The organism is Roseateles sp. GW821-FHT09H11, assembly GCF_059415845.1.
In genome coordinates this window covers 1,218,445-1,239,016 of sequence record NZ_JBWKOA010000001.1, presented here as the reverse complement: position 1 = coordinate 1,239,016, position 20,572 = coordinate 1,218,445, and the positions used below count along the sequence as shown (strand labels likewise).

The following is a 20,572-nucleotide window of genomic DNA, read 5'->3' as shown; positions in this document are numbered from 1 at the left end:
GCCGCCGCTGGCCCTCACCCCCACCCTCTCCCGCAAGCGGGAGAGGGAGCAAGAGGTCGCGGACCTCGACGGAGCGGGTCGGTTCTTCAGGACGGTTGTGTCAGCTTGACGATCGCCGGCTGCACGACAGCGGCGAATGCCTTCGGGTCGTCCACGGCGCGGGCCACCAGCATGGCACCGTGCACCACCGCCATGAAGGCGCGCGCCGACGCGGCCGGGCTGCCGGGCAGATGGAACTGTCCGGCCGCGACGCCGCGCTTGAGCACGGACGCGAGCCACGCACCCAGATCGTGGAAGTGGCCTCGCACCTCGATCGCGACTTCCTCGGGGATGGTCGGCATCTCGGTGGCGAGCATCGCGCAGATGCAGAACGGGTGTTCGCCGCTGCGGATGCAACCGGCCCAGTAGTCCGCGTAGGCGTTGAGCTCGGCCACCGGGTTGTCGATCTTCTGCACCAGGCCGGCGAGGCCGTTCCTCGCTTCCTCGCGATAGAGCGAGACGACGCGCTGGACCAGCACCGCCTTGCTCGGGAAGTGGTGATGGATGCTGGCCTTGGTGATGCTGACGCGTTCGGCCAGGTCGGCGTAGCTGAAGCTGTTGTAGCCGCCCGAGACCAGCAGCGATCGCGTGTGCGCGACGATCTCGGCAGCCTTGGGGGAGAGCTCGACGGTCATGGGGCCTGCATCGGATGAATGAGCCCCGATTCTACGGGTGATCTACCAGTTGGTAGATCACAGGGACTCGTCCAGCATCTTCCGGTAGTCGCTCGCCGAGGCCTCGCGCGGATTGGTCTTGTGGGTGTGGTCGTGCAGCGCGCGGTCGACGATCTGCTCGTAGAGATCGACCGTCACGCCCATCGCGCCAAGCCCGGCGGGCAGTCCCAGCCGCTGGTTCATCGCCTTGACGGCGGCGGCGAGCTCGTCGGCCGGCGTGCCTGCCTGCAGGTTCATCGCATGGCCCATGCGGGCGATCTTGTCGTCGCGCCGCATCGAGTCGTGCATCCCGTTGAAGCGGATCACCGCCGGCAGGAACACCGCGTTCAGCGTGCCGTGGTGCAGCCTGGGCATGAGCCCGCCGAGCGCGTGGCTCAGCGAGTGCACGCAGCCCAATCCCTTCTGGAAGGCGAGCGCGCCCATCGTGCTCGCGGCCATCATGTCCAGGCGGGCGTCGATGTCGTCGGGATGCGTGGTGGCGCGTTCGATCTGGCGCCAGCCGCGGCGCAGGCCCTCCAGTGCGATGCCGTCGGCCGGCGGATTGAAGGCCGAGGACATGAAGGTCTCCATGCAGTGCGCGATCGCGTCCATGCCGGTCGCGGCCGTCAGCGAGGCGGGCAGCTTGCGCGTCAGCTCCGGATCGCAGACTGCCGACTTGGGCATCAGCTCCCAGTTGTGGAAACCGAGCTTGCGGCCGTCGTCCACGATGATGATCGCGCCGCGCGCGACCTCGGAGCCGGTGCCCGCCGTCGTCGGCACCGCGATCAGCGGCACGGCCTGGGACGTGATGTTGCCGGCGCCGCCGAGGATGGTGGCGTAGCGCGTCAGCGGCCCGTCGTGCCTCGCGGCGATCGCCACCCCCTTGGCCAGGTCGATGCTGGAGCCGCCGCCGACGGCGATCAGCCCGTCGCAGCCGTGGGCGCGGAACAGCTCGACGGCCTCGCGCACGGCGGCCTCGGTCGGGTTGGGCGGCGTACCGTCGTAGACGGGCAGAGCGGCCGCGTCGATCGGCGACGCGGCCCAGGCCTCGAGCACCAGGTCCAGCACGCCGGCCGCGCGCACGCCCTTGTCGGTGACGATCAGCGGCTTGCCGATGCCGGCGCGCACGCATTCGGCACCGATCAGCCGGCGCGCGCCGGCCTCCAGGTGGATGTGGGTGAGGTACTGGATCAGGGCCATGGGCGACGTCCTTTGCCTGGTAATGGCGGGCCGCATCGGCGCGGGCCCGCGGGGTCTGGGAGAATCCCGCGATTGGGGCTTGGCAGCAGCCGAGCCTACGTCCTGGAGTTCCCGTTGAGTAGCACTTTGTTGACACCGCGGATGGCCGCGGTGCTGGAGCGCATCCACCGCGCCAACCGCCCGTCGTTCCACAGCCTCACGCCCAAGCAGGCCCGCATCGCCTACCTCATGGGCGCCGAGATCCTGGACCTGCCGCGGGCGCCGCTGCCGCGCATCGAGAATCTGGCAATCCCCGGTCCCGCCGGCGACATCGCCGCGCGGCTCTACGCCCCGTTCACGCGTGAGGACGCGGCCGCGCGGGACGCGCGCGGCCTGCCGGTGCTGCTGTACTTCCACGGCGGCGGCTTCGTCATCGGCAGCCTCGAGACCCACGACAGCCTGTGCCGCCAGCTGGCGCTGCGCACCGGCGCCGCGGTGATCGCGGTCGACTACCGCCTGGCGCCGGACCATCCGTTCCCGGCCGCGGTCGACGACTGCTGGGCCGCGCTGGCATGGCTGGCGACAGCCGCCACCGACCTGGGCCTGGACCGTGCGCGCATCGCCGTCGGCGGCGACAGCGCCGGCGGCACGTTGGCCGCGGTGACGGCGCTGCATGCGCGCGACATCCGTGACCGTCTGGGCCTGTCGCTGGTGATGCAGCTGCTGATCACGCCCGGCGCGACGGCGCATGCGGACACCGACTCGCACCGCCGCTTCGCCAAGGGCCATCTGCTGGACGCCGACACGATCGCTTGGTTCTTCAACCAGTACATCCCGACGGAACAGCGCGACGACTGGCGCTTCGCGCCGCTGCAGGCCGAGGACCACGAGGACCTGGCGCCCGCCACGCTCATCCTGGCCGAGGCCGATCCGCTGATCGACGAAGGCATCGCCTACGCCGACCTGCTGCGCGCCAGCGGCAACGAGGTGCGGCTGGAGCTGTACCGCGGCGTGACACACGACTTCATCAAGATGGGTCGTAGCATTCCGGAGGCCGAGCAGGCGCTCGATGCCTGCGCGGACGCGCTGAGGACGGCTTTCGGCCTGCCGGCGCCGGTTTCCGTTTCTGCTCCTGTTCCTGCTTCCGTTCCTGCTTCCGTTCCTGCTTCCGTTCCTGTTTCCGATCGCGCTTCCGATCCCGCTTCCGGGACGACGACTTCCTCGACCCCGACCGGGGCTTCCGCATGAGCACCACCGCGCCCCACGCCCTGACCCGCGACCGCTTCCGCTTCTTCGAACGCCTGCGCGTGCGCTGGGCCGAGATCGACGCGCAGCAGATCGTCTTCAACGGCCACTACCTGACCTACTTCGACACGGCGGTGGGCGGCTACTGGCGCGCGCTGGCGCTGCCCTACGCGCCGACGATGCAGGCGCTGGAGGGCGACCTCTTCGTCCGCAAGTCGACGATCGAGTACCTCGGCTCGGCGCATTACGACGAGCTGCTCGACATCGGCGTGCGCACGGAACGCGTGGGCACGAGCTCGCTGACGGTGAGCTGCGCGGTGTTCCGCGGCGACGAGTGCCTGGTGCACGGCGAGCTGGTCTATGTCTTCGCGGATCCGGTTGCGCGCGTGCCCAAGGCGGTGCCCCAGGCGCTGCGCGACCTGCTGCTGGGCTTCGAGCGCGGCGAGGCGATGACCGAGGCGCGCGTGGGCAACTGGGCGACGGTGGGCGAGGACGCGCACCGCATCCGCCAGGCCGTCTTCGTCGAGGAGCAGAAGATCCCCGCCGAGATGGAGTGGGACGCCGCCGACGAGAGTTGCACGCACGCGGTGGCCTACAACCGGCTGGGCCGGCCGCTGGCGACGGGCCGGCTGCTGGAGCACGTGCCGGGGGTGGCCAAGATCGGGCGGATGGCGGTGCTGTCGCCGATGCGCGGCAGCCGCGTCGGTCGCCAGGTGCTGGACGCGCTGATGCAGGCCGGTCGCGAGCAGGGCTACCGCGAGGTGCTGCTGCATGCGCAGCTGAGCGCCGAAGGGTTCTACACCCGCGCGGGGTTCCAGCGGCGCGGGCCGGTGTTCGAGGAGGCGGGGATCGCGCACGTGGAGATGGTGCGGGGGCTCTGAGCGCTCGTCCGCGGAAGCGCCAGCTCGTGGGAAGATGAGGAGGAGAGGGCACCTGACATGTACATCGAACGCATCGAGCTGAAGAACTACCGTGGGCACGAGCATCTCGACGTGCGATTCAATCGCGGCATGACGGTCATCGCCGGGATCAATGGTGCCGGCAAGTCTTCGCTGCTCCACGGACTCTTCGACGCGCTGACATGCGCGGTCCCTAACCTCGCAATGGACGAGGGCCACCGGCCCTTCGGCGAGAGCGGATTTGCACACACCAAAGTGTTTGCGCCGAACGGACGCGTGCGTTTCGAGGATCAGTATCCTGTTGAGGTCACGGCTGAGGCAAGGATTCAAGGAGTTGACCCTCTCCGGTGGACCATTAGCTCCTCCTCGCCCGGTGGGATGGGGTACATAGGCGCTTCACCTTCCGACTGGACCTGGACCAAGGCTCAGGAAAAGAGCTTTGATCCGGCTGAGTCTCAGTGGCAGGTCATTCCAGTTTTCGCCTACTACAGGGCTTCACGCGCTTGGCAGCTTGGTCAGATCGACGAGATCGGCACGGCGATGGAGCGGAACTCGCGCGGCGATGGTTATGAAGGTTGGTGGCACGCGGGATTGAGCGCCGATGCGCTCCAACGTTGGATAGTCGCAAAGTCGCTTGAGCGCCTTCAAGTTGCGGTGCATGCAGGGACGACGACTTCGACTGACGATTCCGACGAGCTCGGACAGATCACGCGTGCGTTGCGCATGACCCTCGATGTGTTCGATTCCATTCGCTATGACTTTCCCAGCAAAAGAGTTCTGATCGGTTGGCTTGATGACCAGGGTCAGCCGCGCGCGCCTGTCGCGTTCGAGCATTTGAGTGCCGGACAACGGGCCGTCATCTGCTTGATTGCCGACATTGCCCGTCGCATGTGCCTGCTCAATCCGCAGCTTGGTGCAGATGTGATTGGTGAGACAGATGGCGTCATCCTCATCGATGAGCTCGATGTCCATCTTCATCCCGAGTGGCAGCGCGCACTGACGCGCGGTCTGACGAAAGCCTTCCCGAGGGTGCAGTTCATCGTTGCTAGCCACTCGCCACAGGTGATTGGCGAACTGGATCATGACCACGTCATTCTGCTGACGCCGGAGGGCCCGGTGAACCCTCCAGGTAGCTTTGGCATGACTTCGAATCAGGTGCTCCAGGAGCTGATGTCGGCGGAAGTCCGCGCGACGCCGGTCAAAGCGAGTCTGGATGAGATCGACGAGGCTCTTACGCGAAACCAACTGGACGTGGCTGAACAGAAGATCGATGAACTCTCCAAGACAGCGCCGGAGCTGCGCGAGTTGATCGGCAAGGAAGCGTTGCTCCAGCGGAAACGGACTTTGGGACGATGAGGTACATCGCTAAGCGAGAGCCGCCGCAGGCGTTCGAGCGCTGGAAGACGGAAGGGGAGGCCGAATGGAATCCCCGCTACGGCGATCTGCGAGGCGAGCCCAAACGCGATCTTCATCAGGCTCTGCGGGAAGAACAGGCGCATCTCTGCTGCTATTGCGGCGGGGTGATTGCAGAGGCGGACAGCCACATCGAGCACTTCCGGCCTCAGTCGCAGTTTGAGCATTTGGATCTCGACTACGCCAACCTGCACGCCTCTTGTGTCAGGACTCCGAAGGGAATGCGGTCGAGCTGGCACTGTGGTCATGCCAAGCAGAACGAGTTTTGCGGGGAACGGTTCATTTCGCCGACCGATGACGCATGCGAAAAGCGCTTTATCTATGCGCTGAGCGGCGTTGTGTTTGCGGCTGATCCCCTCGATGAAGGCGCCAAATACATGAGCAAGCTGCTGGGTTTGGACGTCGAAATCCTCCGTGAGAAGCGGCGAGAGGCGCTCGAAGAGGTCTTCAGCGATGAGTTCGTCAAGTCGACCACCGAAGAGCAACTTCGGATGTTTGCTGAGGCTTGGCGAAAACCTGCAGACGACGGCAGGGCTCGGAAGTTTGGACATGTTCTGGCCCGCCACGCCGAACAGATGATCGAGGACATGCGGCAAGCCGCAAACCGCTGAATCGTTTGGGTGCGCTCAACTGGTGTTGAGCCGGGTGCATCCGTCCTGGACCTCTCTCCGTAAGTGGATGATGTGCGGCACTGACGCCGCTCCTTCTGCCATCCGACCAAGGAGATTTCCATGAAGCGAATCGCCGCTACCGTTTTTCCCGCTCTGGCCATCGCCGTCGCCACCTGCGCGAGTGCGCAGGCCTCCCGACCGTCCGCGGGCGTGCTGGCCCGCCTGCCTGACCCGGCGAATGCGACCGCGAACGCGATCGCGGTGAAGGTCCCCGACGTCCCCTCGGCGCTTCGCCCCGCAGACGGCTCGCGGTTGGTGCTTCAGGTCCATGCCACCGGCGTCCAGATCTACGAATGCGCCCAGGCCGCCAACGGCGCCTGGGAGTGGCAGTTCCGCGGGCCCGAAGCGACGCTCTTCGACGCGCGCAATGCCAAGGTCGGCGACCACGGCGCCGGACCGTTCTGGCGCCTGGAGGATGGCTCTCGCATCGTCGGCCAGGCCAAGGCATCGTCTCCGTCGCCGACGGCGGGCGCCATTCCCTGGCTGCTGCTGACGGTGAAGTCGCGCAGCGGTACCGGCGGCCTCGATCCCGTCGACGCCGTGCAGCGCATCAATACGGTGGGCGGTGTCGCGCCGTCGGCGCAGGAGTGCGTCGCGGCGGCCACCGGCCGGACCGTCCGGATCGACTACACCGCCGACTACCTCTTTTGGGGTTCCACCCCGTCGCGGTGAGGTCCGTCTTGACCGATCATCCCGGGTCCTGGCAGTGACCCCGGCGATGCAAGCGAATCAAGATCTCCCCCACCTGATGGCCCGCGTGGCGCTGCGCGACCGCGCGGCCTTCGAGCTCGTCTATCGACTGACGAGCGCGCATCTGTTCTCCGTCTCCTTGCGTATGTTGAGGAACGAACAGCGCGCGGAGGAGAACCTCCAGGAGGCTTACGTGAGCATCTGGCACCACGCGCAGGCCTACCGGCCCGATGCCGGCACGCCGATGACCTGGATGATCAACATCGTCCGCAACAAGGCCATCGACCAGCTGCGCTCGCGCCGCAACGAGGACGAGCACTCGGTCGAGCTCGACGAGGACGCGCTCGCCGTGCCGGCGGACGCGGCCGGCGAGCCGCTGCAGCTGCTCGAGCAGAATCTCGCCGACGCCCGCATCGGTGCCTGCATGCAGGCGCTGTCCGCGCAGCAGCGTCAGGCCCTGGCGCTCGCGTACTACCGCGGCATGGTCCACACCGAGATCGCCGAAGCGCTCCATGCGCCGCTCGGCACGATCAAGGCGTGGGTGCGCCGGGGGCTCGATCGCCTCAAGGCCTGCCTCGAAGCCGGGGGAGTGACCGCGCCATGAACTACAACCGACCCGAGCTGGTGGAACACCTCTCGCGCGAGTACGTGCTGGGCACGCTGCAAGGACCCGCGCGGCGGCGCTTCGTCGCGCTGATGCGCGACTCACGGCCGATCGCGGTTGCGGTCGCGCAGTGGGAGCAGCGCATGGCGGTGATGGAGCGTTCGCCGGTGCCGATCCAGCCGCCCGTCACGACCTGGCAGGGCATCGAGCAGCGCTTGTTCCCGCGTGCTCAGCAAGCGCAATCGACCCAGGCGAGTGGCGGCTTGAGCGCCGTGCTGGGCTGGCTCACCGGTCGCGCGGCCGGCGGCGTCCTGGCGGGCATGCTGCTCGCGGTGGTGCTCGTGAAGACGGTGCCCACCACGGTCGGTCTGGAGCCCGCCTCGGAAGCGCTGCCCGCGAGCTACGTCGGCGTGCTCAGCGCGGAAGCCGCGCCGCCGTCCGTCGTCGTGAGTTCGAAGCGCCACGGCAAGCTGCTCACCGTGAAAGTGCTGCGCCCCATCGCCGTGTCTGAAGGCCGTCGCGCCACGCTGTGGGCCATCCCGAAGGACGGCGCGCCGTTCGTGGTCGGCACGGTCTCCCCATCGGGTCAGACGCAGATCGCGTTGCCGGCCGAGTCCGAGAAGCTCTTCTTCAGCGTGAGTCGCGTCGCGATCAGCCTGGAGTCGAGCGATGGACCGGCACCGACGACGCCGTCGACCTTCGTGCTCGAAGGGGCCTGCGTCAAGGTGTGGTGAGGCCCGGGTGAGGGCGGCATCAGCCCTCGGGCGCCCGACGAATCGTTACAACGAATTTTCGAAGCCGGGTGCGTCCGCCGTCATGACAAGCCCGTAAGTCAAGGAGCAGGATGTCCTGCATCACGCTCGAGGAGCAACACATGAAGACCATGAAGCTGCTGTCCCTGGTGGCCGCCGTCTGGGCGCTGGCCGGTTCCATCCCGTCCGCGCAGGCCGCCGACATGTCGCCGTCGGCCGCGCCAGCGCCGGCGGTGAACCGCCTGGCCACCGCCCGTCAACTGATCGAGGCCCGCCAGTGGGAAGCGGCCCGTGACGAACTGAAGCGCGTCGACGATCGCCGCAACGCGGACTGGAACAACCTGATGGGCTACGTGTCGCGCAAGGCCGGCAATCCGGACCTGGCCGCATCGGAGCGCTACTACGACGAGGCGCTGCGCATCGATCCCCATCACCGCAACGCGTTGGAGTACTCTGGCGAGCTCTACCTGATGAAGGGCGACCTGCCGAAGGCGCAGGCCCGTCTGGCTTCGTTGGCCACCGAGTGCAAGTCGTCCTGCGAGCAGCACACGGAGCTGAAGGAAGCCATCGCGCGCTACCAGGCCAACGGCAACAAGTACGTGGCCCAGGGTGGTTGGTAAACCAAGGAGCTTTGAATGAACCTCGTGAAGTCGTTGTGCCTGGGCCTGTTCGTGTCCTGCGGCGCCATGGCGGCGGCCCATGCCGCCGAGCTGACCGTGAACCTCGCCGCCGCGCAGGCGGATGGCGCCGGCCCTTCGGTCGGCACGGTGCGCATCGTGGAGACGCCCTACGGCCTGGCGTTCTATCCGCAACTGACCGGACTGCCGCACGGCGTGCACGGCTTCCACGTGCATGAGAACCCCTCGTGCGCGCCGTCGACGACCAACGGCACGGTCACGCCGGCCGGCGCCGCGGGCGGGCACTTTGATCCGCTGGGCAGCAAGCGCCACGGCGAGCCGTGGGGCGACGGCCACCTGGGCGACCTGCCGCCGCTGTACGTGTCACACGAGGGCCAGGCGACGAACCCGGTGCTGTCGCCGCGGCTGAAGAAGATCGACGAGGTGAAGGGTCACGCGTTGATGGTCCACATGGGCGGCGACAACCACTCCGACCATCCCGCGCCGCTGGGCGGTGGCGGGGCGCGTGTCGCCTGCGGCGTCATCGGCGGTTGAGCCTCCCTGATCGGGCACGCGATGCCCGAGTCGTGGCGACGACACGTTCGCCCAATGCAAAGGGCCCGAAGGTTTGCACCTCCGGGCCCTTGTTCTTTGGCGAGGGGCAGGGGACTCAACATCCCCCGCCGATCTCGCGACCGAGCGACCGTCAGGTCGCTCGTTGCATCACGACACCGACTTCGCCGTTTCCGCGTATTCCTCGATCTGGTCGAAGTTCATGTAGCGGTAGACGCTCGCCTTGTCGGCATCGATCACGCCCATGTCCTTGAGGTACTCCTCCTTGGTCGGCAGGCGGCCCAGGCGGGACGCGATGGCGGCCAGCTCGGCCGAGCCCAGGAACACGTTGGTGTTCTTGCCCAGACGGTTGGGGAAGTTGCGCGTGGAGGTGGAGATCACCGTCGCGCCCTCGCGGACCTGCGCCTGGTTGCCCATGCACAGCGAGCAGCCCGGCATCTCGGTGCGCGCACCCGCCGTGCCGAAGGCGGCGTAGTGGCCTTCCTTGATCAGCTCGCTCTGGTCCATCTTGGTCGGCGGCGCGACCCACAGCTTGACCGGGATGTCGCGCTGGCCGCCCAGCAGCTTGGCCGCCGCGCGGAAGTGACCGATGTTGGTCATGCACGAGCCGATGAAAGCCTCGTCGATCTTCGTGCCGGCGACTTCGGACAGCACCTTGGCGTCGTCCGGATCGTTCGGGCAGCAGACGATCGGCTCGGTGATGTCGGCCAGGTCGATCTCGATCACGGCCGCGTATTCGGCGTCCTTGTCGGCTTCCAGCAGGTCGGGCTGGGCCAGCCAGGCTTCGACCTTCTCGATGCGGCGCTGCAGCGTCTTCGCGTCGGCGTAGCCGTCGGCGATCATGTTCTTCATCAGGACGACGTTGGAGCTCAGGTACTCCTTGATCGGCGCCGGATTCAGCTTGATCGTGCAGCCGGCGGCCGAGCGCTCGGCGGAGGCGTCGGACAGCTCGAACGCTTGCTCGACCTTCAGGTCGGGCAGGCCTTCGATCTCCAGGATGCGGCCCGAGAAGATGTTCTTCTTGCCGGCCTTGGCGACGGTCAGCAGACCGGCCTTGAGCGCGTACAGCGGGATCGCGTGCACCAGGTCGCGCAGCGTCACGCCCGGCTGCATCTCACCCTTGAAGCGCACCAGCACCGATTCCGGCATGTCCAGCGGCATCACGCCGGTGGCCGCGCCGAAGGCGACCAGGCCCGAACCTGCGGGGAACGAAATGCCGATCGGGAAACGCGTGTGCGAGTCGCCGCCGGTGCCGACGGTGTCGGGCAGCAGCAGGCGGTTCAGCCAGCTGTGGATCACGCCGTCGCCCGGACGCAGCGACACGCCGCCCCGGTTGGAGATGAAGGCGGGCAGCTCGCGGTGCGTCTTGACGTCCACCGGCTTCGGGTAGGCCGCGGTGTGGCAGAAGGACTGCATCACCAGGTCGGCCGAGAAGCCCAGGCAGGCCAGGTCCTTCAGCTCGTCGCGGGTCATCGGGCCGGTCGTGTCCTGCGAACCGACGGTCGTCATCTTGGGCTCGCAGTAGGTGCCCGGACGCACGCCCTGGCCTTCCGGCAGGCCGACCGCGCGGCCGACCATCTTCTGCGCCAGCGTGAAGCCGGCCTTCGTTTCGGCCGGGGCCTGCGGCAGGCGGAACAGCGTCGAGGCGGGCAGGCCCAGGAACTCACGCGCCTTGGCGGTCAGCGAGCGGCCGATGATCAGGTTGATCCGGCCGCCGGCGCGCACTTCGTCGAACAGCACCTCGCTCTTGAGCTTGAACTCGGTGACGGTCTCGCCGTTCTTCACCAGCTTGCCTTCGTACGGCAGCACGTCGATGACGTCGCCCATCTCCAGCTTGCTGACGTCGACCTCGATCGGCAGCGAGCCCGAGTCTTCCTGCGTGTTGAAGAAGATCGGCGCGATCTTGCCGCCCAGCGTCACGCCGCCGAAGCGCTTGTTCGGGACGAAGGGGATGTCCTGGCCCGTGGCCCAGATCACCGAGTTGGTCGCCGACTTGCGCGACGAGCCCGTGCCGACGACGTCGCCGACGTAGGCCACGACGTGGCCCTTCTTCTTCAGTTCCTCGATGAACTGCATCGGGCCGCGCTTGCCGTCTTCCTCGGGCTTGAAGGCCGCGTCCGGACGCGTGTTCTTCAGCATCGCCAGGTAGTGCAGCGGGATGTCGGGGCGGCTCCAGGCGTCCGGGGCCGGCGACAGGTCGTCGGTGTTGGTCTCGCCAGGCACCTTGAAGACGGTGACGGTGATCTTCTTCTCGACCTCGGGGCGCGAGGTGAACCACTCCGCGTCGGCCCAGCTCTGCATCACTTCCTTGGCCTTGGCGTTGCCCGCCTTGGCCTTGGCGGCGACGTCGTTGAAGTAGTCGAACATCAGCAGGGTCTTCTTCAGGCCCTCGGCGGCGACGCCGGCGACTTCCGCGTCGTCCAGCAGCTCGATCAGCGGATGCACGTTGTAGCCGCCGACCATGGTGCCCAGCAGCTCGGTGGCCTTGGCCTTGGAGATCAGGCCCACCTTCAGGTCGCCGTGCGCGACGGCGGCCAGGAAGCTGGCCTTGACCTTGGCGGCGTCGTCCACGCCCGGGGGCACGCGGTGGGTCAGCAGGTCCAGCAGGAACGCGTCTTCACCGGCGGGCGGGGTCTTGATCAGTTCGATCAGCTCGGCCACCTGCTTGGCGTCGAGTGGCAGCGGCGGAATGCCGAGCGCGGCGCGTTCGGCTTCGTGTTGGCGGTAGGCTTGCAGCATGCGAACTCCAGTCGTTGTCTCTGCTTGGGTCAAAAGGCGGGTCTGACCGGTCATGGCGCGCTGGGCACGATGACCTTGAGGCCCTTGAAATAGTCTCGGAAGAATCCCTGGTCGCGGGTGATCAGGCCGTCGCACTGCAGCATCGCGTGCGCGCCCACCAGGAAGTCGGGCATGGCGCGCGACGACGAGGCGTTCGCCCCCTTGTCGGCCAGCCGTTGCTTGAACTTGCGTTGCATCTCGCCGGCGCGGATCGCGGCGCGCTGGTCGATGGCCAGGAAGCTCAGGCCCATCTCCTCCAGCGCGTCCATCACCTCGGAACCATGGCCCAGGCCGGCGGTGACCTCGGACAGCACGACGTCGCACAGCACCACCGGGCCGCTGGACAGCGCCAGGCGCAGGGCGGCCTCGGCCGCGTCCGCGCCGGGCGCGTCGCCCAGGAGGTCGATGAGGACGGAGCTGTCGACGGCGATCATCGGGTCAGGCGTCGGTGGCGTCGTCGGGGCCGCGGCCGCGCAGGTCGCGCATCACGTCGTCGGTGGCGGTGCCTTCGGGCAGCTTGAAGCGGCCACGGGCGCGGGAGATGGCGTCGTCGACGTTCTTGCGCAGGATGATGCGCGCGCCGTCGAGCTCGACCTTGAGCGTCGTGCCCTTGGTCAGGCCCAGCGCGTCGCGCACGGCCTTGGGCAGGGTGATCTGACCTCGTTCGGCGACGGTGGCTTCCATGCGGGCTCCTGGCGATGCTGGGAGATTAGACGACGGCTCTGGCGAATTCATGACCGTTCAGTGCGGCGTCGCACGAACGGTATGAATCAGAAAGTATGCATGAATTGTACGTACTTTCAGTCCATGAAAGCCAGCGTCAGCACCGGAAGCCCGACTCCCGAAGTATGGATAGGGGCGGTGGACAAGAAAAAGCCGCCTCGAGAGGCGGCTTCGTCCAGCGGGCGCGAAGGCTTTACTGCGCGCTCGGTGTGATGCCCAGGCCGCCACCGGCAGGAGCCGAAGCGGAACGCGCGGCTTCGATCGCGGCGCGTTGTTCCGGGTGGACGCACTCGTCGACCAGGCGCTGACCGGCCTTCACGTCCAGCAGCATCGACTTGTTGGCGATCTGGACCATCAGCGTGCGGCCGGTGACGTCTTCCAGGCGCAGGGCGCCGGTGGTCGACAGCACGGGCTTCATCACGAAGGTGTCCTTCTTGAAGGCCACGTTGATGTAGCCCACGTCCTTGGCGTTCGGCTCGATGGTGATCGACTGCTTGAACTCGCACTCGTACAGGCCCAGGTAGGCGCGCTTGGCGGCGGCCAGCTGTTCCTCGTTCGCTTCCGGCAGCGGAGGCGGCGGGGTGGGCGTCTTGGCGGCCGGCTTCTTCGCGGCGGTCTTCGCCGGTGCGGGCTTGGCGGCCGCGGGCTTGGCCGGCGCCGCGGGCTTGGCGGTGCCGGTGTTGGCGGCGGGCTGGGCGGCGGCGATGCCGGTGGTCAGCGTCAGCGCGGCGGCAGCGGCGCCGGAAAGGAGGAGGGCGGTCAGTCGCATGGGGAGGACGTGAAAGTTGGACCTGAGGGACCTTGGATCACCAGCCGAAGCAACGGCCGGAAAAACGAAACGCCGGAACTCGGCGATGCGCGATTGTGACTGCGCGCGCGTCCCCTGAAGCGGGGATTTAATGTGTCAAACCGTTGATCGTTGCTAGGGTCTTCACGGGGTGTTCGTGCCGTCACAGGGGCGATGGATGCGGCGCAAACCACGCTTGCTCGACCTCTGTCGGCAAGCTCTGCCCGGTGCCGTGCGCGCGCTGCAGCAGGTGCCAGAACAGACGGTAACTGGCGCGGTCATGGAGCATGTCGCGGTGTTGGATCGGTGCCCATTGCGCGGCTTGCGCGGCCTGCAGGATGTCGATGGCTTCGTCGATCTCCGCGACGCTGGGCGCGAAGGCATCGATGATCGGCTGGATCTGGTTCGGATGGATGCTCCACATCCGCGTGTAGCCGAACTCGCGCGCGGCGCGCTCGGCGGCGGACTGGATCGCGCGTTCGCTCTTGAACTCGGTGACGACGCAGTGCGACGGCGTCTTGCCGTAGCTGTGCGCGGCGGCGGAGATCGCCAGCTTCGCGCGTTGCACCAGCGGGTGCGTGAACTGGCCCTCGACCGTCAGCGCCGAGCGCGGGATCGCGCCGCGATGCGCGGACACGAAATCCATCAGGCCGAAGGAGAGCGATTCGATGCGCGGATGCGCGGCGATCGCCATCACGTCGCGCAGCGCGCCGTGCGTCTCGATCAGCGTGTGCAGCGGCAGCGGCTTCCTGATCTCGTGGCGCTTCAGGCAGTCGTCGATGAAGGCGATGGCGCGGCTCAGATCCTCGATGCCTTCGGGCTTCGGGATCATCAGGAAGGCGAGCTTCTCGCCGCCGCCGGCGATCACCGCCTCGACATCGGCCTCGAAGGCCGGGTGCCTGAACGGATGCGCCCGCACGCCGACGCGTCCATGGGCGTTCAGCGATCCGTTCAGCAGGTGCAGCACCAGCAGCATGTGCTCGGCCTCGCCGCCGACGGGCGCGCCGTCCTCGCAATCGAGCGTGATGTCAAAGACCGGCCCCATGCGCACCTGCAGTTCGAGGCTCTTGAGCATGCGCGCCTCGACGCCGCAGTAGTGATCGACGACCGGCAGCACGACGGGCGCCTGGCCTTCTTCGAACAGGGCCTGGGCAGGAGTGAGGAGGGTGCTCATGCGATGAGGAGGGGCGATGAGGAGGTCTGGAAAGAAGAAGGGCCGGCCTTCTTGCGAAGGTCGGCCCAACGATACTGCCTTCAGCGACGGACCGGCGAAGCCTGGTCCCTATCAAGCAGGGCACGAGGATCTGGCTTTGCCAGGCCTCGGAGCCGCCCCTTGAGGGGCCGCCGAAGGCGGTAGGGGTGGTTTACAGAAGGTGCTTCACGCCGTTTTGTTCTTCCAGCAGTTCGTCCAACGTCTTCTTGATCGCGCCTTGCGAGAACTCGTCGATCTCCAGACCTTCGACGATCTTGTACTCGCCGTTCTCGACCGTCACCGGGTAGCCGAACATCACGTCCTTCGGGATGCCGTATTCGCCGTTGGACGGCACGCCCATCGTGACCCACTTGCCGTTGGTGCCCAGGGCCCAGTCGCGCATGTGGTCGATGGCGGCGTTGGCGGCCGAGGCGGCCGACGACAGGCCGCGGGCGGCGATGATCGCGGCGCCGCGCTTGCCGACGGTCGGCAGGAAGGTCGTGCGGTTCCACTCTTCATCGTTGATCAGGGCCTTGACCGACTGGCCGTCGATCGTGGCGAAGCGGTAGTCCGCGTACATCGTCGGCGAGTGGTTGCCCCACACGGCCAGCTTCTCGATGCCGGCGACCGGCTTGCCGGTCTTGGCGGCGATCTGCGAGGCGGCGCGGTTGTGGTCCAGGCGTAGCATGGCGGTGAAGTTCTTGGCCGGCAGGTCCGGGGCCGACTTCATCGCGATGTAGGCGTTGGTGTTGGCCGGGTTGCCGACCACCAGCACCTTGACGTTGCGCGAGGCCACGGCGTTCAGGGCCTTGCCCTGCGCGGTGAAGATGGCGCCGTTGATCGACAGCAGTTCCGAGCGTTCCATGCCCGGGCCGCGCGGACGCGAGCCGACCAGCAGCGCGTAGTCGGTGTCCTTGAAGGCGGTCATCGGGTCGCTGTGGGCCTCGATGCCGGCCAGCAGCGGGAAGGCGCAGTCTTCCAGCTCCATGATCACGCCCTTGAGCGCGTTCTGGGCCTTCTCGTCGGGGATCTCCAGCAGTTGCAGGATGACGGGCTGGTCCTTGCCCAGCATCTCGCCGGAAGCGATGCGGAACAGCAGGGCATAGCCGATCTGGCCGGCGGCGCCGGTGACGGCGACGCGAACGGGTTTCTTGCTCATCAGGGTCTCCGAGAAGTGCGAGTGAATGATGCGTGAGGCGCAGTCCGCGCCAGCGGCGGCAAGTGTAGGACAGCGCGGCCCCGGCACGGATCGCGAAAGGGTCTTCTTCGCCCACCGGTCTGGGGAGTTGCCCCCAAAAGTAGCGCACGACCATTGCGCGGAACTGACACTCTTCTGTCTTATATAAGACTAATCCGGTCGGACTCCCTCCGGAGGGTGGACGCTGCATTCGGGTTTGTGCTCGAATCGCGCCCCATGTCGCCCCCCGCCGCACCGGTCCACCCCGTGACGCCGCTCAATGAGCTGGCGCGCGCGGAAGCCGCGCCGTCGTTCAGTCCGCTGTATCGCCAGATCAAGGGGTTGATCCTGAAGGGGCTGCAGGCCGGCGAATGGAAGGCGGGGGAGACCATCCCCAGCGAGATGGACCTGGCGGCCCGCTTCGGGGTGAGCCAGGGCACCGTGCGCAAGGCCGTCGACGAACTGGCCGCCGACAACCTGCTGGTCCGCAAGCAGGGCAAGGGCACCTTCGTCGCCACCCATGCGGAACAGCAGCAGCAATACCGCTTCCTGCGCCTGACGCCCGACGCCGACGAGGCCTCGTCGCTCGGCCGCCAGCTGCTGGACTGCAAACGCCAGCGCGCACCGGCCTTCATCGCCAAGCTGATGCAGCTGCGCGCCGGCGATCCCGTGATCGAGATCCGCCGCCTGCTGCACAGCGGCGGCCATCCGGTCGTGCTCGACGACATCTGGCTGCCCGGCACGCTGTTCAAGGGGTTGACGACCGAGCGGCTGCTCGAGCATCGCGGCCCTTTCTACAGCCTGCTCGAAACCGAATTCAACGTGCCCATGATCCGGGCGCAGGAAAAGATCCGTGCGGTCGCGGCGGAGGACGATGCCGCCGCGCTGCTGCAGGTGACGCCCGGCAGTCCGCTGCTGAGCGTGGAGCGGCTCTCCTTCACCTACGGCGACAAGCCGGTGGAGTTGCGCCGCGGTCTCTACAACACTTCCCACCACTTTTATCGCAACAGCCTGAACTGATGCTTTCGCGTTGCGGCGCTGACGTTTTCATGGCAACGCCGGAAGACGACATGCGCCCAGGACACCCTTGAGGGGTGTTGCGTTGCCATAAAATCTTCGGGTTTCACATTGATTACAAGGTCGGACATGACGGACGCCACCCAAGCCACCAAGAAGAATCGACCGGTCTACACCAACATCCATGTCACGCAGATCGTGGCGTACCGCTTGCCGCCGGCCGGCATCGTCTCGATCCTGCATCGCATCAGCGGCCTGCTGATGTTCTTCCTGCTCCCGTTCGTGATCTGGATGTTCGACACCAGCCTCACGTCGGAGATCTCGTACGAGACCTTCACCGCGGCCTTCGTGTCCGGCATCGGCTTCCTGCCGGGCTGGTTCATCAAGCTCGTGACGCTGGGCCTGATCTGGGGCTACCTGCACCACTTCATCGCCGGCGTCCGCCACCTGTGGATGGACGCGACGCACAGCGTGAGCAAGCAGCAAGGGCACGTCAGCGCCGTCGCGACGCTGGTGCTGAGCGTCGTGCTGACGCTGGCGCTCGGCGCGAAGCTGTTCGGCCTGTACTGATCAGGCCGCGACCGGGCGGCGCGGGCCGTGCGGTCGGACTGAATTCCGACGATTGACCCAAGAGGCAAATCAACAATGACCACCTACGGAACCAAGCGCATCGTCACCGGTGCGCACTACGGTCTGCGCGACTGGATGATCCAGCGCGCCACCGCGCTGCTCATGGCGCTGTTCACGATCGTGCTGCTGGCGCAAGTGCTGTTCACCAGCCAGGCCATCGGCTACGACCTGTGGGCCGGCATCTTCAGCAAGCAATGGATGAAGTTCCTGACCTTCGCGCTGATCGTGTCCCTGGCGTACCACGCCTGGGTCGGCGTGCGCGACATCTGGATGGATTACGTGAAACCGGTGGGCGTGCGGCTGTTCCTGCACACGTTCACGCTGGTGTGGTTGACGGGTTGCGCGGGTTGGGCGATCCAAGTGCTCTGGAGGCTGTAAGAAATGCAAATCGGAACCTCGCTGCCCAAGCGCAAATTCGATGTGGTGATCGTCGGTGCCGGCGGCTCCGGCATGCGCGCGTCGCTGCAACTGTCGCTGGCCGGCCTGAACGTGGCCGTCCTGTCCAAGGTTTTTCCCACCCGCTCGCACACCGTGGCCGCCCAGGGCGGCATCGGCGCCAGCCTGGGGAACATGTCCGAGGACAACTGGCATTACCACTTCTACGACACCGTGAAGGGCTCGGACTGGCTGGGTGACCAGGACGCCATCGAGTTCATGTGCCGTGAAGCGCCCAAGGTCGTCTACGAGCTCGAACACTTCGGCATGCCGTTCGACCGCAACCCGGACGGCACGATCTATCAGCGCCCGTTCGGCGGCCACACCGCCAACTACGGCGAGAAGCCGGTCCAGCGCGCCTGCGCCGCGGCCGACCGCACCGGCCACGCGCTGCTGCACACGCTGTACCAGCAGAACGTCAAGGCCCGCACCAACTTCTTCGTCGAGTGGATGGCGCTGGACCTGATCCGCGACGCCGATGGCGACTGCGTCGGCGTGACCGCGCTGGAGATGGAGACGGGCGAGATCCACATCCTCGAAGCGAAGACCGTGCTGCTGGCCACCGGCGGTGCCGGCCGCATCTTCGCCGCGTCGACCAACGCCTTCATCAACACCGGCGACGGCCTGGGCATGGCGGCGCGCGCCGACATCCCGCTGCAGGACATGGAGTTCTGGCAGTTCCACCCGACCGGCGTGGCCGGCGCGGGCGTGCTGCTGACCGAAGGCTGCCGCGGCGAGGGCGCGATCCTGCGCAACGCCAACGGCGAGCGCTTCATGGAGCGCTACGCCCCGACGCTGAAAGACCTGGCACCGCGCGACTTCGTCTCGCGCTGCATGGACCAGGAGATCAAGGAAGGTCGCGGCTGCGGTCCCAACAAGGACTACGTCGTGCTGGACATGACCCACCTGGGCGGCGACACCATCGCCAAGCGCCTGCCGTCGGTGCTGGAGATCGGCCACAACTTCGCCAACGTCGACATCACGAAGGAACCGATCCCCGTCGTGCCGACCATCCATTACCAGATGGGCGGCATCCCGACCAACGTCCACGGCCAGGTCGTCGCTCCCAAGGGCGACAACTACAAGGACATCGTCAACGGCCTGTACGCGGTGGGCGAATGCTCCTGCGTGTCGGTGCACGGCGCCAACCGCCTGGGCACCAACTCGCTGCTGGACCTGCTGGTCTTCGGTCGCGCCGCGGGCAATCACATCGTGGACGCGGTCAAGAACGGCGGCAAGTCGCACAAGCCGCTGCCCAAGGACGCCGCCGACCAGACGCTGGCGCGCCTGAACCGCCTGGAGTCCAACACCGGCGGCGAATACGCGCAGGGTGTCGCCGACGACCTGCGCGCCGCGATGCAGTCGCATGCCGGCGTGTTCCGCACCAGCAAGCTGCTCGACGAGGGCGTCACCGCCATCGCCGCGATCCGCGAGCGGGTCAAGAACATCACGCTGCAGGACAAGTCCAAGGTCTTCAACACCGCGCGTGTCGAGGCCCTGGAAGTGGACAACCTGATCGAGGCCGCGCAGGCGACGATCGTGTCCGCCGCCGCGCGCAAGGAATGCCGCGGCGCCCACACGGTGAACGACTTCGAGCGCGGCGCGGACGATGCGGAATTCCCGCTGGGCCGCAACGACAAGGAGTGGATGAAGCACACGCTGTGGCACTCCAAGTCCAACAGCCTGACCTACAAGCCGGTGAATCTGCAACCGCTGACCGTCGATAGCGTCCCCCCGAAGGTCCGTACCTTCTGACCGGCCGCAGGAGCACTCAAACATGATCAAGCGCACCTTCAAGATCTACCGCTACGACCCGGACAAGGACGCCAAGCCGTACATGCAGACCATCGAGCTGGAGCTCGCCGGCAACGAACGCATGCTGCTGGACGCCCTGCTCAAGCTCAAGGCGGTGGATCCCTCGCTGTCGTTCCGCCGCTCGTGCCGCGAAGGCGTCTGCGGCTCCGACGCGATGAGCATCAACGGCAAGAACGGTCTGGCCTGCCTGACCAACCTGCGTTCGCTGCCGGACGTCATCATCCTCAAGCCGCTGCCGGGCCTGCCCGTGGTCCGCGACCTGATCGTGGACATGACGCAGTTCTTCAAGCAGTACAACTCGATCCGTCCGTTCCTGGTGAACGAGGAAGCGCCGCCCGAGAAGGAGCGCCTGCAGTCCCCCGAGGAGCGCGACGAGCTCAACGGCCTGTACGAGTGCATCCTGTGCGCGAGCTGCTCGACGAGCTGCCCCAGTTTCTGGTGGAACCCCGACAAGTTCGTCGGTCCCGCCGGTCTGCTGCAGGCCTACCGCTTCATCGCCGACAGCCGCGACCAGGCCACCGCGGAGCGCCTCGACAACCTCGAGGACCCGTACCGCCTGTTCCGCTGCCACACCATCATGAACTGCGTCGACGTCTGCCCGAAGGGTCTCAACCCGACGAAGGCGATCGGCAAGATCAAGGAACTGATGGTGCGCCGCACCGTCTGAGCCTGCTCGCGCGAAC

22 protein-coding genes are annotated in these 20,572 nt (G+C 66.9%); 14 read left to right on the top strand and 8 right to left on the bottom strand.

The genetic code is table 11. The annotated features are described in order from the left end of the window. Positions 1–86: 86 nt before the first annotated feature. Positions 87–674 carry a TetR/AcrR family transcriptional regulator gene (locus tag AC07PR_RS05200; RefSeq protein WP_495134605.1) on the bottom strand — a complete coding sequence of 196 codons (588 nt, stop codon included), beginning with the start codon at positions 672–674 and terminating at the stop codon, positions 87–89. Between the two features lie 57 nt (positions 675–731). Further along, positions 732–1,892, bottom strand: a complete 1,161-nt coding sequence (gene gbd, locus AC07PR_RS05195; RefSeq protein ID WP_495134604.1) for a 4-hydroxybutyrate dehydrogenase — start codon at positions 1,890–1,892, stop codon at positions 732–734. A 141-nt stretch (positions 1,893–2,033) separates the two neighbouring features. On the opposite strand from gbd, the gene AC07PR_RS05190 reads away from it, so the two are divergent. The 9 genes from AC07PR_RS05190 (at position 2,034) to sodC (ending at position 9,317) form a co-directional block, all read left to right on the top strand. Beyond that, entirely contained in the window at positions 2,034–3,119 is a 1,086-nt protein-coding gene (locus tag AC07PR_RS05190) for an alpha/beta hydrolase (RefSeq protein WP_495134848.1), read from the top strand. Beyond that, a complete protein-coding gene (locus AC07PR_RS05185) occupies positions 3,116–3,997 on the top strand; it encodes a YbgC/FadM family acyl-CoA thioesterase (protein ID WP_431102879.1) in 882 nt (293 codons plus the stop codon). The genes AC07PR_RS05190 and AC07PR_RS05185 overlap by 4 nt, the downstream gene beginning before the upstream one ends. Positions 3,998–4,054: 57 nt before the next feature. Beyond that, positions 4,055–5,371, top strand: coding sequence for an AAA family ATPase (locus AC07PR_RS05180; protein ID WP_495134603.1), 1,317 nt, complete (start codon positions 4,055–4,057; stop codon positions 5,369–5,371). After that, entirely contained in the window at positions 5,368–6,039 is a 672-nt protein-coding gene (locus tag AC07PR_RS05175; protein ID WP_495134602.1) for a retron system putative HNH endonuclease, read from the top strand. The genes AC07PR_RS05180 and AC07PR_RS05175 overlap by 4 nt, the downstream gene beginning before the upstream one ends. Before the next feature lie 120 nt (positions 6,040–6,159). Beyond that, a complete protein-coding gene (locus AC07PR_RS05170) occupies positions 6,160–6,771 on the top strand; it encodes a DUF3455 domain-containing protein (RefSeq protein WP_495134601.1) in 612 nt (203 codons plus the stop codon). A 46-nt stretch (positions 6,772–6,817) separates the two neighbouring features. Next, positions 6,818–7,393 carry a sigma-70 family RNA polymerase sigma factor gene (locus tag AC07PR_RS05165; protein WP_377155569.1) on the top strand — a complete coding sequence of 192 codons (576 nt, stop codon included), beginning with the start codon at positions 6,818–6,820 and terminating at the stop codon, positions 7,391–7,393. Further along, a complete protein-coding gene (locus AC07PR_RS05160) occupies positions 7,390–8,127 on the top strand; it encodes an anti-sigma factor (RefSeq protein WP_495134600.1) in 738 nt (245 codons plus the stop codon). Before AC07PR_RS05165 ends, AC07PR_RS05160 begins: the two co-directional genes overlap by 4 nt. Before the next feature lie 140 nt (positions 8,128–8,267). Then, entirely contained in the window at positions 8,268–8,765 is a 498-nt protein-coding gene (locus AC07PR_RS05155; RefSeq protein WP_495134599.1) for a tetratricopeptide repeat protein, read from the top strand. A 15-nt stretch (positions 8,766–8,780) separates the two neighbouring features. Then, positions 8,781–9,317: a superoxide dismutase [Cu-Zn] SodC gene (gene sodC, locus AC07PR_RS05150; RefSeq protein ID WP_377155564.1), complete on the top strand. Its 537-nt coding sequence runs from the start codon at positions 8,781–8,783 to the stop codon at positions 9,315–9,317. 168 nt (positions 9,318–9,485) lie between these two features. On the opposite strand, the gene acnB is transcribed toward sodC, so the two are convergent. From acnB to AC07PR_RS05120, 6 genes are all read right to left on the bottom strand, one after another. Next, the gene (gene acnB, locus AC07PR_RS05145; RefSeq protein WP_495134598.1) at positions 9,486–12,074 is read right to left on the bottom strand and encodes a bifunctional aconitate hydratase 2/2-methylisocitrate dehydratase; all 2,589 of its coding nucleotides are present in this window, start codon (positions 12,072–12,074) and stop codon (positions 9,486–9,488) included. A gap of 50 nt (positions 12,075–12,124) precedes the next feature. After that, positions 12,125–12,547: a type II toxin-antitoxin system VapC family toxin gene (locus AC07PR_RS05140; RefSeq protein WP_377155560.1), complete on the bottom strand. Its 423-nt coding sequence runs from the start codon at positions 12,545–12,547 to the stop codon at positions 12,125–12,127. A 4-nt stretch (positions 12,548–12,551) separates the two neighbouring features. Next, a complete protein-coding gene (locus AC07PR_RS05135) occupies positions 12,552–12,797 on the bottom strand; it encodes an AbrB/MazE/SpoVT family DNA-binding domain-containing protein (RefSeq protein ID WP_483106040.1) in 246 nt (81 codons plus the stop codon). Positions 12,798–13,029: 232 nt separating this feature from the next. Continuing rightward, the gene (locus AC07PR_RS05130) at positions 13,030–13,605 is read right to left on the bottom strand and encodes a hypothetical protein (RefSeq protein WP_377155557.1); all 576 of its coding nucleotides are present in this window, start codon (positions 13,603–13,605) and stop codon (positions 13,030–13,032) included. Positions 13,606–13,786: 181 nt separating this feature from the next. Next, positions 13,787–14,797: an HpcH/HpaI aldolase/citrate lyase family protein gene (locus AC07PR_RS05125; RefSeq protein WP_495134597.1), complete on the bottom strand. Its 1,011-nt coding sequence runs from the start codon at positions 14,795–14,797 to the stop codon at positions 13,787–13,789. A 190-nt stretch (positions 14,798–14,987) separates the two neighbouring features. Continuing rightward, a complete protein-coding gene (locus AC07PR_RS05120) occupies positions 14,988–15,974 on the bottom strand; it encodes a malate dehydrogenase (protein ID WP_297531473.1) in 987 nt (328 codons plus the stop codon). A gap of 255 nt (positions 15,975–16,229) precedes the next feature. On the opposite strand from AC07PR_RS05120, the gene AC07PR_RS05115 reads away from it, so the two are divergent. The 5 genes from AC07PR_RS05115 (at position 16,230) to AC07PR_RS05095 (ending at position 20,556) form a co-directional block, all read left to right on the top strand. Then, positions 16,230–17,012, top strand: a complete 783-nt coding sequence (locus AC07PR_RS05115; protein ID WP_377155555.1) for a GntR family transcriptional regulator — start codon at positions 16,230–16,232, stop codon at positions 17,010–17,012. A gap of 126 nt (positions 17,013–17,138) precedes the next feature. After that, on the top strand, positions 17,139–17,579 hold the full coding sequence (gene sdhC / locus AC07PR_RS05110) for a succinate dehydrogenase, cytochrome b556 subunit (RefSeq protein ID WP_377155553.1): 441 nt from the start codon (positions 17,139–17,141) through the stop codon (positions 17,577–17,579). 75 nt (positions 17,580–17,654) lie between these two features. Beyond that, positions 17,655–18,017 carry a succinate dehydrogenase, hydrophobic membrane anchor protein gene (gene sdhD / locus AC07PR_RS05105; protein ID WP_067273716.1) on the top strand — a complete coding sequence of 121 codons (363 nt, stop codon included), beginning with the start codon at positions 17,655–17,657 and terminating at the stop codon, positions 18,015–18,017. Between the two features lie 3 nt (positions 18,018–18,020). Then, complete coding sequence (sdhA, locus tag AC07PR_RS05100; protein WP_377155550.1) at positions 18,021–19,829, top strand: succinate dehydrogenase flavoprotein subunit; 1,809 nt, start codon at positions 18,021–18,023, stop codon at positions 19,827–19,829. A 22-nt stretch (positions 19,830–19,851) separates the two neighbouring features. Further along, positions 19,852–20,556 carry a succinate dehydrogenase iron-sulfur subunit gene (locus AC07PR_RS05095; protein WP_495134596.1) on the top strand — a complete coding sequence of 235 codons (705 nt, stop codon included), beginning with the start codon at positions 19,852–19,854 and terminating at the stop codon, positions 20,554–20,556. Positions 20,557–20,572 lie beyond the last annotated feature (16 nt).

Coding starts and splice junctions, on each gene's coding strand:
- AC07PR_RS05095 (WP_495134596.1), top strand. CDS start 19,852: ATGATCAAGCGCACCTTCAAGATCTACCGCTACGACCCGGACAAGGAC.
- AC07PR_RS05135 (WP_483106040.1), bottom strand. CDS start 12,797: ATGGAAGCCACCGTCGCCGAACGAGGTCAGATCACCCTGCCCAAGGCC.
- gbd (WP_495134604.1), bottom strand. CDS start 1,892: ATGGCCCTGATCCAGTACCTCACCCACATCCACCTGGAGGCCGGCGCG.
- AC07PR_RS05200 (WP_495134605.1), bottom strand. CDS start 674: ATGACCGTCGAGCTCTCCCCCAAGGCTGCCGAGATCGTCGCGCACACG.
- AC07PR_RS05130 (WP_377155557.1), bottom strand. CDS start 13,605: ATGCGACTGACCGCCCTCCTCCTTTCCGGCGCCGCTGCCGCCGCGCTG.
- AC07PR_RS05160 (WP_495134600.1), top strand. CDS start 7,390: ATGAACTACAACCGACCCGAGCTGGTGGAACACCTCTCGCGCGAGTAC.
- acnB (WP_495134598.1), bottom strand. CDS start 12,074: ATGCTGCAAGCCTACCGCCAACACGAAGCCGAACGCGCCGCGCTCGGC.
- AC07PR_RS05190 (WP_495134848.1), top strand. CDS start 2,034: ATGGCCGCGGTGCTGGAGCGCATCCACCGCGCCAACCGCCCGTCGTTC.
- sdhA (WP_377155550.1), top strand. CDS start 18,021: ATGCAAATCGGAACCTCGCTGCCCAAGCGCAAATTCGATGTGGTGATC.
- AC07PR_RS05155 (WP_495134599.1), top strand. CDS start 8,268: ATGAAGACCATGAAGCTGCTGTCCCTGGTGGCCGCCGTCTGGGCGCTG.
- AC07PR_RS05120 (WP_297531473.1), bottom strand. CDS start 15,974: ATGAGCAAGAAACCCGTTCGCGTCGCCGTCACCGGCGCCGCCGGCCAG.
- sdhD (WP_067273716.1), top strand. CDS start 17,655: ATGACCACCTACGGAACCAAGCGCATCGTCACCGGTGCGCACTACGGT.
- AC07PR_RS05125 (WP_495134597.1), bottom strand. CDS start 14,797: ATGAGCACCCTCCTCACTCCTGCCCAGGCCCTGTTCGAAGAAGGCCAG.
- AC07PR_RS05140 (WP_377155560.1), bottom strand. CDS start 12,547: ATGATCGCCGTCGACAGCTCCGTCCTCATCGACCTCCTGGGCGACGCG.
- sodC (WP_377155564.1), top strand. CDS start 8,781: ATGAACCTCGTGAAGTCGTTGTGCCTGGGCCTGTTCGTGTCCTGCGGC.
- AC07PR_RS05180 (WP_495134603.1), top strand. CDS start 4,055: ATGTACATCGAACGCATCGAGCTGAAGAACTACCGTGGGCACGAGCAT.
- AC07PR_RS05115 (WP_377155555.1), top strand. CDS start 16,230: ATGTCGCCCCCCGCCGCACCGGTCCACCCCGTGACGCCGCTCAATGAG.
- AC07PR_RS05165 (WP_377155569.1), top strand. CDS start 6,818: ATGCAAGCGAATCAAGATCTCCCCCACCTGATGGCCCGCGTGGCGCTG.
- AC07PR_RS05170 (WP_495134601.1), top strand. CDS start 6,160: ATGAAGCGAATCGCCGCTACCGTTTTTCCCGCTCTGGCCATCGCCGTC.
- AC07PR_RS05175 (WP_495134602.1), top strand. CDS start 5,368: ATGAGGTACATCGCTAAGCGAGAGCCGCCGCAGGCGTTCGAGCGCTGG.
- sdhC (WP_377155553.1), top strand. CDS start 17,139: ATGACGGACGCCACCCAAGCCACCAAGAAGAATCGACCGGTCTACACC.
- AC07PR_RS05185 (WP_431102879.1), top strand. CDS start 3,116: ATGAGCACCACCGCGCCCCACGCCCTGACCCGCGACCGCTTCCGCTTC.